We start from the raw sequence: 13,552 nt of genomic DNA, 5'->3' as shown, positions 1-13,552 counted from the left end.
GCGGGTACCTGAGCGCTGCGCGCTCAGGACTGAAGCCGCCCCGCTGCGCGGGGCGGGCTCGGCTGCGCCGAGCGGAGCCGGCCTTCGGCCGGGGTCCTGCGCTTCGCTTCGGACTGCCCTGGTTCCGCTGCGCTCTACCAGGGTGGGGCCCACTTCGTGAAACCGAGTCAGTTCCCGCGCTGCGCGCGGGAGCTGACTCGGTTTCACGGGGTCCAGGCCTTCGGCCTGTTGGGTGTCGGCTTCGCTCCCACCCCGGCCCTTCCGGCTTCGCCTCCAGGTCCCAGGGCCCGCTTCGCGGTCCCGGCTAGCGAGGGCGGGGAATGATAGCTGTCTCGCTGGACGACCGAACGGAGCCCGCCGGCCCGGGGACGGTATTGCAGGAGTGCGGCCTTGGTGCCAGCCGTAAAACCGGCCCCTCAGGGGCCGACCGCGGACCCCACGGCCGAAGGTGTGAACCCCCTTAGGCGAACAAGCCGCCAGGTACGACCGCGTAACCCACCACCAGCTTACCGTGGCGCCTGCCACCACGTCCGCAGTCCGGGGATGCTGGCCAAGAGGGGGCGCCTCAAGCTCCGAGGCATTGACTCAAAAGAGACTCCGGATTGACTCAGGAAACAATCACTCCTGCCACTTGTTGACATCACGTCAGACGCATGTCGCGGACCAGCGAAACTGTGCAGTACTCAACCAACCTGCACAACCTCGCTCGGGGCAAGCAGCACAGCACTTCAGACGACCAACAGGCCCCATAGTCTGAGCAGATCCCGTGAGCCACCCGGCCAGAAAACCGCTCAGCCAACCTGCACAACCCCAGGTCAGAACCGTGCCCACTGCCCAGATTTACTGACCAACGAAACTTGCCGACGGCCGACGAGACTGAAAAGCACCCAGCGACCTGCACAAGACACCTGCAGGCCGGAGGGCTCTGAGCGTGCAGGTCATCCCGTACGCAGGTGAAATCCTGTGTCGTTCCGCTGGTGAACACACTGTCGCCGAACTGAAGACGTCGTGACGCAACCGCTGAAAACCTGACGCCGAAAACCGATGCGGCCGGACTCCGCCCCGGCCGCACGAACCTGTCACCCCATCACCGCATCCGACTACCACCGCGAAACGCACATCAAACGCACCAGCTCAGGCGACATGCGACATGCGACAGCACCTGCGCAGACTGAGGTACCGGGCCGTCCAGATCATCACCTTGCTGCGGTCCGGAAGCCTGAAACTGGGGTGATGATCGAACGTCGTGCCCTGGGCACCGGCCCGTGCCCTGCAACTCCCCCTGCGCCACCAACGGCCGCCCGTCGGGCCCGCCTCACCGCCGAGGGTGCCGACACGGTGCCCGAGGAGCCCGCGGTGCCCCGCTCGCCCGGGCCGGGGCGGACACGGCGACGACCGGCTCGACCGGGCGAGGTGCCAGCTGCGAGCATGCCCGCTGCCCCGGTGATTCCCAGCCCCCACGCCACGGCCCTCCCCCTTCCTCGCAGTTCTCTCCGGTCAGGCTGCGGGCCTGGTGCCCGCCTCCCGGGCCGCGTGCGCTGGACTTCCTCCGACGGCCTCACCAGTGGCCCGGCCGGGCCGGCGTCCGGGACGCCGGTAGACCAGGGCCCGGTAGATGGTGGCCAGCGCGACGATCCCGCTCAGCGCGGTCAGGGCGGAGTCCGCCTGCTCCATACCGGCGTTCCCCGGGCGCCACCGCCGTCACCGTGCCCGTCCCGTCCCCTTGACGCGCGAGACGACCTGCCCGTGGGCGGGCACCGCGGCTTCGGCCGCAGCGGCCTGCCCCGGCGCCGCCCCGCTGGACGCTGTGGTGGAGCGGGAACGGGCCGCGCCCGGGGACACCCACACCCGCGACACCGGTCCCGGCGGCGGCGTAGTCAGAGCAAGGTGCGTCTGCTCAACGAGGCGTCCCACCAGCGCAGAGGGTGCGCCCTGCTTCCAGGACGTGTCCGAGCCCAGACGGGCCAAGTGCCCGCCGACGGCCTTCTGCCCCTGGCCGTCGCCGAGCTGCTGCATCCGAGCCGCCAGCAACGGCCAGTGACGGGCACCGATCAGGAGACCCGCCTCATGCTCGGGCAGAACCTCCCGGACCATCCCCACCATCGCCGCGTGCGCGGCCGCCTCAACACCCATCTGCGGCAGTGCCTTCGCCCTGTCCCCCAGGTTCATGCCCAGAGGGACCTTCAGGCCCTCGGTCAACGGTCCCCAGGAACGACGCGCATCGTCGCTCACCGCCGGGCCCGGAACAGGAGCCGAAGCCACAGCCACAGCCACAGGAGCCGGGGCGAGGGCGGGCGGCGCCCATGGGTAGAAGGCCTCTCGCACCGGCGCCGCCCCGGCGGGCGCGGTGCCCGGAGCGGGGGCGGGTGCAGGGACACGGGCGTCAGCCGAAGCCGGAGCGGGGGCCGAAGCAGGAGCGGCGGCCGCCGCCGGGGCGGGCGCGGGCGCCTTGGTGGCGGCCGCGGCGGCCGCGGTGGTGACGGCGGCGACGGCCTGGTCGACGCCTGCTCCGGCGGCGTGCGCGTCGATCAGGATCCGGGCGACGTCGACGCCGCGGGCGTCGAGGTGGCCCATCGCGGCCGCGCTCGGCGTCAGTGGTAGGCCGCTCGAAGGTATGAGGTCTGGTCTGTCTCGACCCAGACGTGTGCGGCCCCCGGCTGAGCTTTGCCGGGGGCCGCATGCGGGGTGAGGGGAGGGTCAGAAGATGTTCTTGATGCTGGTGCTCCAGCCGCCTAGTCCGACCAGGTAGGGGACTTTGACGCCTGTAGGGCCGCCTGGGTAGAGGAGGAGGCAGCCGCTGGGGCATGTGGTTGTGGTGGTTCCCGAACTGCCCGTGTAGTTGACCAGGTAGTCCGGGTCGGCCGGGGTGGTCGCCCACACGTCACCCAGCTCGTCGCCCGCCTTCGGCTGGAACACCTTGTACTTGATCACGGTGCCGTCGTCGGTGACGGTCTTGTTCACCACGGTGCCCTGGACGTTGCCGTTGCCGGTGGCCAGAATCCGGGAGTTGGGTCCCCAGCCGGCACTGGCGTAGACGATGTCTTCCGGGACTGCGCCGCCGACGTTGTAGACGCCGTTGGTGATCCGGCCGAGGTGGAGGTAGAGGCTGGGGCTGTTGCTGTCGCGGGTGACGATGTCCTTGATCTGGTCCCCGTTCAGGTCAGCGACTGACACGATGCTGTGGTTGAGCCAGCCCGCTCCGCCGGGACCGGCGATCTCGGTGGGGGTGTCAAGGTTGAAGGCCTCGTTCTGATTCGGGCTGCTGTCGCCAGCCTTGGTCTGGCCGGAGTAGAGGCGCATGCTGACGCGCGTGCACACGTCCAGGGTGTAACGGGTGCACTCAAGCCCGAGCAGGTCGTTGCCCTTCACGTAGCCGGTGTCGGTCCGCTTGTTCAGGTCTCCGGGAGCGACGATCTGCTGGAGTACGGTCCATCCTGCGGCTCCCAGACGGGATGGCACCTTCAGGTCGCGGCGACCGGTGAACGCTCCTTGCCCGTTGCCGGCGTAAAGGTAGAGCCCGCCGGATGCGAGGCGGACAATGGCGTCCTCGTAGCCGTCGACGCTATCGGTGGGGCTGACGAAGTTGGTGAAGTCACCGCCGTGGGCGATCAGCGCGCCGCCCCATCCGGAGGATCCGATGATGGATCCCTGTACGTTGCCGGTTCCATCACCGGTGTAGACGCGAAGGCCTCCGCCGGGCTCGGCGGCGAGCATGTCCGTGTAGCCATCGCCGTTGAGGTCTCCGTTGAGGTCCTTGGTGGCCTTGGCGAAGGGCGGCAGGGGGTTCTCTCCGGCCGGATAGACGAAATCTGCGCGCACGGTATGGAGAGCGGTGACGTCTAGGGCGCCGTCGGTCGGTGAGCTGTTGCCGGCCTTGTCGAAGGCGAGGACGTACAGGGTGCTCTCGGGCCAGCCGATGGGGACGACCGTGATGGTGGCTTCATTCGCACCCGCGGCCAAGGGTACCCAGTTGCTTCCCTCGCAAGGGGTGCTGGATACGGAGATAGGGCGGTCTATCCTCCAGCAGAATCCAGCGAGGTCAGTGGCCGTGTGCTTGAGCTTCACGCTCAGCGGTTCACGAGCCGGTGTGGCAACAGTGAAGGGGTTGTTGTCACTGCGGGTTACTTTGACAGGCTCGGCGGGCCCTTCGTTGTCGACCGTGAACTTGCACCAGGGGGTGGGAGGGTCACTCTTCGTGTTCTCCTCGTCCTGGGCGTAGACCTGCCAGCTGTAGGTGCCGGCTTTGGAGAGGACCCCGGACGGCACGGTCACCTTTGCAGTGGACCCGTTCGACACCTGCTGCCAGTTGGTGGGGAAGGGCACGTTGTTGTTAGCTGCGTCTCTGACGTGGAAGTAGGCGGTGACTTTGCCGAGGTCTTGGTCGTAGACGTTGGCGGTCATCGCGAGCCCGCTGTTGCCGATGGTGCCGCCACAGGGGACGGACTTGAGGCCGTCGGCGCCCGGTGCCCAGTTTCCTTCGAAGGCCTCACTGTGGCGGACCACAGGTTCGAAGTTGTAGTCGACTTCGAGTACGGGATTGTTCTCGAACCGCTTAAAGCTGTTGACGTTGCCGTGGTAGGAGTCGGGCACCCTCAGGCCGAAGACAAGCGGATCCCAGTCCTTGTCCGCGCCGTCCTGAACGTAGGCGGTCAGTGCTGAGGACTGGAAGTCGACGCCCTCGGTGCCGGGGCAGTAGGTGGGATTGCCGTGGGCGAAACTGCGCGCGTCGAGCTTGTACCCCCAGTAAGTGCCCCGTGTATTCCACGTGGGTGTCGTGGCGATGTCTCTGGAGGTCCACAGTTCTGTGGGGCCGGCCGCCGAAGGGCTGCAGCCCCAGGAGTAGGTCTGCCTGGCCGTGAATGTGGCGCTCCGGATGGTGGCGCCGTGGAGTCCGTTGGTGTTCATCGCGAAGAACGATTCGAGGTCGCCGCTCCCGTTGTAGCCAACGCGGGGCTCATCCGCCGGGTTGCTGGAGTTCCAGCCGGCCCCATTGGGGAAGTCCCCGTTCGGTGCATCGGAGTACACCACCGCCCACTTTTCCCTGTACCCCTCCGTGAAGACCGGGTCGATGACCAGCGGGAACTGTGTGGCCGAGGCGAGCAGCGCGGGGTCCGGGGTCAGTATGAGGGTGTTGGCGGTGACGTCCGCAGCGACCGGTGCCTGCTGGGGTGCCGGCTCAGGCTCATCCACCAGGAGAACGCTTTTCACTGACGTGGCGGACTTGGCGAGGGACGCTGACCGCTCGACAACGGGGTCATCGGGCTGCTCGGGCTGCTCCCACATTTTGGGCTTGGGCGCGCTGAAGACGACCTGGCCGGTGCTGTCCTTGGCCAGGAGCTGGTCGCCGGCGGTGTCGTCGAGGGTGACGCCTTCGGTGGTGATGCCGAGTTTGATGGACTTCAGTGCAGAGTTGGCTGCGGCTTCGGGGGTGGTGACGGTGAGGTGCTGTGCGAAGCCGTTGACCTTGGCGATCAGCTTGAGGTCGACTCCGGGAAGCACGGAGGGGTAGAGCGCGGTGTTCTCCCCCAGCACCGGCTCGGGAAGCTTGGCGGGCCAGCTCAGCGCCAGCTTCTTGCCGCCTCGTTCCATCGCGACGAGGGGGCCGTCCCCGCCCCCGGAGAACGTGATGCCGAACGTGGCCGTGGGGCCGATGGTGCCGTCCTCGCGCTTGGTGACGGTGTCATCCGTCCGGCGCCAGATCCCGTCGTAGCGTGTCCAGACGGGCAGCGCGAACTGCTTCTGCGTCAGGGATCCGTCCGGGTTCGCGTACGTCTCCACGTACTCGGTACGCAGGTCGATGACCTCGACCCGCTCCCCGGACTCTTTCGCCAGGTCGAAGGCCTCTACCTCGGACGCGGACTTCGGGGCACCCGTGCTGTCGGCGGGGGCCTGTTCGGCCGCTGTGGCCGCTACGGGCTCGGCCAGCAGGGTCGCGGCGGTGAGCGGCAGGAGCAGGGCGAGGAGGGCTGCTATCGAGCGGGGCGCGTGTGCGCCGGCTCTTCGATGGGTCATAGAGGGCTAAATCCTTCTGCGTACGTCAGGGCATGGATCACCGCAGACTAGGTGAAGTGATTCGCATTGGCATAGCAGGACCTGAGTGTGAATCAGACCTGGGCCGGATTCAGGCGGCCGGAATGATCCACTTCGATACGCATCGGCGCGTTTTAGCAGGTCAACCGTGCTGAAAACGTGTCTTGCGCCAGGGGCGGAAGCCGTGTTGGCTGCGGTTTTATCTGTCTCTTAATTCCCGTGGGGGGTTTGCTATGCCAAAAATAATGGCCTCGATGTCCGAATTATTCGGGGGTGATCGTTTTCAGAGAAAACGTTCACTCCGGATCGGAATTGTGGGGGCGACGTCGGCGGCTCTGACTGTTTCGCTGCTTGCCGGTCCGGCGTGGGGCGGTCCCACCGCCGTCAAGCCCCGGGACGTGCAGAAGACGCCTTCCGTGCCGGGTAAAGAACGCAAGCCGGGCGCGAAGAAGGCGGTAGCGAAGGTCCCGGACTGGAAGCCCTCGCCCGTCAGCTGGCCCGTCGCCGGCTCCGCCGAGATCACCCTGCCCGGCGCCTCAACGAAGGCGAATACCAAGTCGGCCGCGCCGACTCAGGCAGGCTCCCTGCCCGTGCGGGTCGCACAGCCGAGTATCCCGGCTGCACAGGCCGCAGGTGCCGCGTCCGCCGCTTTCGGCAAGAGTGTCCCGGCCGGCCCGTCGCGGGTCAGGGTCACCGTCGCCGACCACAAGGAAACGCAGAAGGCCGGCATCACGGGGCTGCTGCTGTCCGTGCAGCGTTCCGATGGCTCGGCCGCGGCCGCCAATGCGCAGGTCGAGGTCGACTACTCGAAGTTCAAGGACGCCTACGGTGCGACCTGGGGCTCCTCGCTGCGGCTCAGTCAGGTGCCTGCCTGCGCGCTGACGACACCCTCGAAGCCGGAGTGCCTGCAGCGCACCCCGCTGCCCACCCGCAACGACACCAAGGCCTCCACGCTGAGCGCCTCCGTGAACCTGCCCGCCACCGCGGCCCCGACTTCCCTGCTGAAGTCTCCTGGCGCGCTTGCCGCGCCCGCGGGAGGAACCGCGGTCCTGCTCGCGGATCCCAGCCCCGACAGCTCGGAGGGCTCGTTCAAGGCCACCTCCCTCGCGACGTCCGGTTCCTGGTCGGCGGGCGGAAACTCCGGCTCCTTCAACTGGAACACCCCCCTCTCGGTGCCTCCGGTGCCCGGCGGGCTGGCTCCGAAGGTGGGCCTGTCCTACAGCTCCTCCTCCGTGGACGGGCGCACCGGCACCAGCAACAACCAGACCTCGTGGGTCGGTGAGGGCTGGGAGTACAGCCCCGGTTTCATCGAACGCAAGTACGCCCCCTGTGAGAACGACAAAAAGGGCGGCAACAACAGCACCACCAAGAGCGGTGATCTGTGCTGGAAGTCGGAGAACGCGACGCTGTCGCTGAACGGCTCCAGCTCCGAGCTGCTTTGGGACGCCGGCAGGAAGGTGTGGAAGCTGTCGAGCGACGACGGCTCCCGCGTCGAGCGGATCTACGATTCTCCCGGCAACGGGTCGGGGGACAGTGACTCCGAGTACTGGCGGGTCACCACCACCGATGGCACGCAGTACTGGTTCGGCAAGAACCAGCTGCCCGGCTGGACCACCGACGATGAGGTCACCAACTCCGTCAACTGGGTCCCCGTCTACGGCAACCACACCGGAGAAATCGGCCACCAGACGGACTTCGCGTCCTCGGCCGTCAACCAAGGCTGGCGGTGGAACCTCGACTACGTCGTCGACCCCCACAACAACGCCATGGCCCTGTACTACACGAAGTACGGCGCCTACTACGCGAAGAACGGGAAGATCGACGCCCCCGTCATCTACACCCGTGACAGCACCCTGAAGAAGATCTCCTACGGTCTGCGCGCCGGCCAGGTCTACACCCCGGCTCTGGCTCCGGCCCAGGTCAACTTCACCATCACCAACCGCTGCAACGTGGCCACCTGCACCCTGGATGAGGACCACGCCAAGGAGTGGCCCGACGTCCCGGTCTACCTGGACTGCAAGGTCGACACCCGCTGCCTGCAGGGGGCGCCGTCGTTCTGGTCGACCAAGCGGCTGATCTCCATCGACACCGTCGCCCTGTCCGGGGGTGTCCACGTACCCGTGGACACCTGGACGCTCAACCAGTCCTACCCGCTCACCGGCGACACCAGCAAGCCGGGCCTGTGGCTCAACTCGCTCACCCACACCGGCAAGGCCGGCGCCCTCGGCGACAGCGAGCCGCTCACCACCAGGTTCACCCTCAGTGATGCCATGGCCAACCGGGTGAACTGGGACGAGGGCCGCCCGGCGATCAACAAGTTCCGTATCGCCGAGGTCATCAACGAGACCGGCGGCGAGACACTGGTCACCTACACCGGCCAGGAGTGCACCCCCACCACCCTTCCCACCGCGGACGCCACCAACATCAAACGCTGCTACCCGTCCTGGTGGACCGGTGAAGGCGCAGTGGATCCCGTCAAGGACTACTTCCACAAGTACCTCGTCCAGACGGTCGCGGAGAGGGACACCACCGGCGACCATTCGATCAAAACCACCAAGTACCTCTACTTCGGTGGTGCGAGCTGGGCACGCGACGAGGGCGAGTTCACTCTCGACAAGCACCGCACCTGGAACGACTTCCGCGGCTACCGCACCGTCCGCACCCTGGTAGGCGCCACCAACCGGCTCCGGACCGAGAGCGACTACTACCTCGGCATGGGCGACACCATCAACGGTGTCACCGACCGCCGTGACTTCGCCGGGAAGGTCTCCGAAACCCGCACCTTCGACGGTGAGGCCGGCGCCGTCGTCGAGAAGACCACCCACACCCCATGGACGTCGCCCGCAAACGCCTACCAGGCCGTCGTGGGCATCACCGACCCCGACAAGACCGCAGACGGCCCGACCCTGACCGCAAAGGTCGCCCGGTTCCCCGGAACCACCACCACCGTCGCCAGCAAACTGCTCACCGACGGCACCTGGCAGGCCTCCACCACCACGCGCAAATACGAGGAGACCTACGGCCTACTCGTCACCGAAGGCAACGACGGAGCCAACAGCACCGAGGCGACCTGCTCGGTGACCGCATACGTGGCCCCTGACACGGACAACTGGCTGATCGCCTATCCCAGTCAGGTCACTGCCACGACCGCCAAACCGTGCACAGGCACCGTCTCGGCCCCGACGGCTACCGGCGCGGCCCGGACCTCATACGACGGCCAGGCTCCCGGTACCGCGCCCAAGGCCGGTAGGGCTCTGCCCACCAAGGCCGAGAAGGCCTCCAAGCTGGACGCGAACAACTTTCTTGTCTGGGAGACCACCGGCCAGGCCACGCATGACCAGTATGGGCGCGCGCTGACGTCCAAGGGCCAGGACGGTGAGACCACCACCATGGTCTACAGCCCAGCAGCCAACGCCCAGCCGACCAAAATCACCGTCACCGACCCCAAGGGCCACACCGCCAACAGCACCTTCGACGGACTGCGCGGCCTGACCCTGACGGCCACCGACGCCAACAACCGCACCACCACCTCGCAGTACGACTCGCTCGGCCGCCTCACCAAAGGCTGGGCCGCGGGACGTGCCACCAGCGAGCAGCCCAACACCATCTACCAGTACAGGGTGTCCACGACCGCTCCGTCGGTCGTCGCGACGAAGAAGCTGTACGAGGACGGCGCCTGGGGCACCTCGGCCACGCTCTACGACTCCCTGCTGCGCGTGATCCAGACCCAGAGCGATGCCATCGGCATGGACCCCGTAGGCGGAAGCAAGGGACGCATCGTCACCGAAACGTTCTACGACACCTTCGGGCGCACGACGCGGACGCACGCCCCCTACTGGAACGAGCTGCCGGTCAGCACGGGACTGTACGAGCCTGTCCTCAATGCGATCCCCAGCGCCACCGAAACCCTCTACGACGGGCGAGGCCGGGTGACCGACTCGGTCCTGCTGCACAAGAACGTCGAGAAGTGGCGGACCACCAGCAGCTACGGGCCGAACTGGCAGGCCGTTGTTCCGCCCCTGGGCGGGACCGCCAGCCTGGCCGTGAGCGACGCCCGCGGCCGGGTCATCGAGCGGCGCGACTACAAGGACCGCACCCCCGGCATCGCCGACGCGGCCACCCTGTACGAGAAGCACACCTACGCCTTCGACCGTGCCGGCAAGCTGGCGAAGATCGCCGATAATTCCGGGCGCAACACCTGGACCTACAACTACGACCTGGCCGGACGCCAGACCGCGAGCACCGACCCGGACAAGGGCAAGTCCACCACCGTCTACGGCGCCGACGGCCGGCCCGAGAGCACTACCGATGCGCGGGGTGTCACGCTCGCCACGACCTACGACGAGCTCGGCCGCCCGACCAGCCTGCGCAAGGACACCGCCACCGGTGCCAGGCTCGCCGCCTGGACCTACGACACCGCCACCGGCGGCAAGGGCCTGCCCGCCTCCTCCTTCCGCTACGACGGCGCCGCCGCCTACGTCAGCACGGTCATCGGCTACAACAGCGGCGGCCAGCCGACCGGCACTAAGGTCACCGTCCCCAGCGTCACGGGCGAGGAAGAACTCGCCGGCACCTACACCCTCACCGGCACCACAACCCCCGTCAGCGGACTGCCCGCAACCACCACCTACAGCACCAGCAACAGCAAAGCCACCACCGCCCTGCCCGCTGAGACGGTCACCAACGACTACGGCGACCAGGACATGCTCGGGTTCGTCAGCGGCGACCTCGCGCAGACCTACATGCAAGGCGCCAAGTACACCGTCTTCGGCGAGCTCGCCAAAGCCACCATGGGCAACCTGAGCAGCCTGGTCAGCAACACGGTCACCTACGACTCGCTGACCCGACGGGCAGTCAACTCCTACACCCAGCGTGACTTCACCGGCCCGGGCCCGACACTCCTGTCCGATACCACCTACACCTACGACCCGGCCGGCAACATCACCCGGATCGCCGACCAGCAGGACGACGCCACCGTCACCGACAACCAGTGCTTCACCTACGACTGGGCCCGCCGGATGACCGAAGCCTGGACCACCGGCGACAACTGCGCCACCAAACCCGTAGGCGGCGCCGGCACCCCCAACCTGGGCAGCGTCGACCCGTACTGGACGTCCTGGACGTTCACCGACACCGGCCAACGCGCCACCGAGAAACAGCACAAAGCCGGCCCGGTCACCGCGGACACCCTGCGCACCCACACCTACCCCACCGGCACCACCCCCGGCCACGAACTGCAGAAGGTCACCGCCACCGGCGGCACCGCCGGCATCGACGCCTACGCGTATGACGCCACCGGCAACATGACCATCAAGAACCCGGCCGTCGGCGGCACCCAGACCATGACCTGGAACGAGGAAGGCAAACTCGCCACCTCCACCATCTCCGGCGCCGCCACCACATTCCTCTACGACACCACCGGCACCCGCATCCTCAAGCGCGAACCGGCCACCACCACGCTCTACCTGCCCGGCGGCCAAGAACTCATCCTGACCAAGGCCACCAACACCGTCACCGGCAACCGCTACTACACCTTCCCCGGCGGTACGGCGATCCGCTCCAGCAGCGACGGCCGCGTCCGCTTCCTCATCGCCGACCACCACGGCACCAACACCCTCTCCATCAGCGCAGCCACCCTCGCCTACAACCGCCGCAAATCCCTCCCCTACGGCAACCAGCGCGGCACAACCCCCGCCTTCTGGCCCGGCCAGAAGGGATTCATCGGAGGAGACACCGACACCACCACCGGCTTCACCCACATCGGCGCACGCGAATACGATCCCACCACCGGCCAATTCATCAGCGTCGACCCACTACTCAGCCTCGACCTACCCCAATCCCTCAACGGCTACAACTACGCCAACAACAGCCCCATCACCTCATACGACCCCACCGGAATGCGCGAAATGTGCGGCGCATCCGGAAACTCCTGCTACGAAGACGACTACAACAAAGACGGCAGCGACAACGAGGACGGCGAACGTAACACAGGAGAACAAGACAACTGCGGAAGCGACCCCGACTGCGGGCAGAAGCCGGCGCTGGCCACAAACACAGTCAGCTCAACCGAATCAGACATCATCGCCGTCGCCAAATCGACTATGGACGAAGAAGAATTCGCAACCTGGAACGACGCCTTCCGTAATTCCCTCAGCACCTACCAGGCCGACCCTGACTACAATACGCCCCAAGATGTTGTAGCGATAGCCGCAAACCTGTGCATCGGCCCCAACGCAGTTTACTGCTCGAATGAACTAAGAGAGTACGTTTTCTGGTCGGACGTCGAGCGCGCAGCGGAATACGGCGTATTCGAAGGCGGAGGCAGAGTCCCGGGAACAAGCCCATTCGGCCCAGGAAGAGGAGGATCGACAGGAAAAGTCCCTGGATGCAACTGCTTCCTCCCTGGAACCAAAGTCCTCATGGCCGACGGCACCACCAAAAACATCGAAGAAATAAAACTCGGTGACAGAGTCCAGGCAACCGACCCCGAAACAGGAGAAACAGGCGACCGCACGGTCACCCACCTGATCACCACCAAAACCGACAAAAAATTCAACACCCTATCCATCGCCACCGACAACGGAATCGAAGAACTCACCGCCACACACGAACACCCATTCTGGTCACCCTCAGCCAACGCCTGGGTAAAAGCAGGAGAACTCACAACCGGCGCCACCCTCCTCACCGACCAGAACACAACCGCCATCGTCACAGCCAACAAGCCCCACACCAAGAACGCCCGCACCTACAACCTCACCATCGACGACCTTCACACGTACTATGTGCTGGCGGGCACCTCCCCGATCCTCGTTCACAATTCGACACCGTGCACTCCTCCGCTGAAGTCGCTACACCCTGACAGCTCGCTCGATAAGAGTTCGCTGGACTTCTGGCATAAGCAGGACACCGAGGACATCGCCTTTTCGTTGAGGCCGGGGGCCCACGAGCCGCTGATAGCGAAGCCGGACGGAACCATCATGAACGGAAATACGAGGGTCGCGGTTCTGCGGTCGCGCGGATATGACGTCGACTCCCTGCCCCGCGAGTCCTACGGCGGGCGCAGAATGACTGACGATGATTTCTGGGACATGGACCAATGAGCATTCGAGATAGAGTTCTTGCAGTCCTAGAGTCGGACTCCAAGGAGAGATTCCTGCTGACCCTGGGGCATCGGCTGGGGATCTCGGCACGCGGTATCTTCGCCGAGGAACTGCCGGGCGGATTGCAGCAAGCCCAAGCCTGCAACGAGATGATGATCGCTATTTGGTCGCAGATATGGGCGATGAACGATGAACAGGAGAGTGGCTACCCGGATTCAGGGTTCCTCGCGATCCTGCTCGAAAAGGCCGACATGGGAGATGCGCGGACGCACCTTCGTAATGCGATTGAGAGTGCCCTTCTCTCGATAGTCGGCGATGAGGCATCAGAGCAGGGAACAACAGGCCCGTAAAGTGCCCCGGTGTGAGCGTCGAGGGCATTGAGGAGCCCCGTCGGAAAAATATTCCGGCGGGGCTCCTGGGTG

At 66.2% G+C, this 13,552-nt stretch carries 5 protein-coding genes; 2 read left to right on the top strand and 3 right to left on the bottom strand.

The window, feature by feature from the left end:
• Positions 1 to 1,497 precede the first annotated feature (1,497 nt).
• The 3 genes from OTB20_RS33405 to OTB20_RS33395 all read right to left on the bottom strand — a co-directional run bounded on the left by OTB20_RS33405 (position 1,498) and on the right by OTB20_RS33395 (position 6,012).
• The gene (locus OTB20_RS33405) at positions 1,498 to 1,674 is read right to left on the bottom strand and encodes a hypothetical protein (protein WP_267823355.1); all 177 of its coding nucleotides are present in this window, start codon (positions 1,672 to 1,674) and stop codon (positions 1,498 to 1,500) included.
• 27 nt (positions 1,675 to 1,701) lie between these two features.
• Positions 1,702 to 2,574 carry a hypothetical protein gene (locus OTB20_RS33400; RefSeq protein WP_267823353.1) on the bottom strand — a complete coding sequence of 291 codons (873 nt, stop codon included), beginning with the start codon at positions 2,572 to 2,574 and terminating at the stop codon, positions 1,702 to 1,704.
• 123 nt (positions 2,575 to 2,697) lie between these two features.
• Positions 2,698 to 6,012, bottom strand: a complete 3,315-nt coding sequence (locus OTB20_RS33395; protein WP_267823351.1) for an FG-GAP repeat domain-containing protein — start codon at positions 6,010 to 6,012, stop codon at positions 2,698 to 2,700.
• A gap of 416 nt (positions 6,013 to 6,428) precedes the next feature.
• Between OTB20_RS33395 and OTB20_RS33390 the strand changes: the two genes are divergently transcribed.
• Together OTB20_RS33390 and OTB20_RS33385 are read left to right on the top strand one after the other, a co-directional pair.
• Positions 6,429 to 13,130: a polymorphic toxin-type HINT domain-containing protein gene (locus OTB20_RS33390; RefSeq protein ID WP_267823350.1), complete on the top strand. Its 6,702-nt coding sequence runs from the start codon at positions 6,429 to 6,431 to the stop codon at positions 13,128 to 13,130.
• The gene (locus tag OTB20_RS33385; RefSeq protein ID WP_267823349.1) at positions 13,127 to 13,480 is read left to right on the top strand and encodes a hypothetical protein; all 354 of its coding nucleotides are present in this window, start codon (positions 13,127 to 13,129) and stop codon (positions 13,478 to 13,480) included. The genes OTB20_RS33390 and OTB20_RS33385 overlap by 4 nt, the downstream gene beginning before the upstream one ends.
• Positions 13,481 to 13,552: the final 72 nt, after the last annotated feature.

The sequence above is a fragment of the Streptomyces sp. H27-H1 genome, assembly GCF_026627445.1.
In the GTDB taxonomy this organism is placed as follows: domain Bacteria; phylum Actinomycetota; class Actinomycetes; order Streptomycetales; family Streptomycetaceae; genus Streptomyces.
Note: the sequence above shows the minus strand (reverse complement) of the source record. Positions and strands in the feature narration are given on the sequence as shown.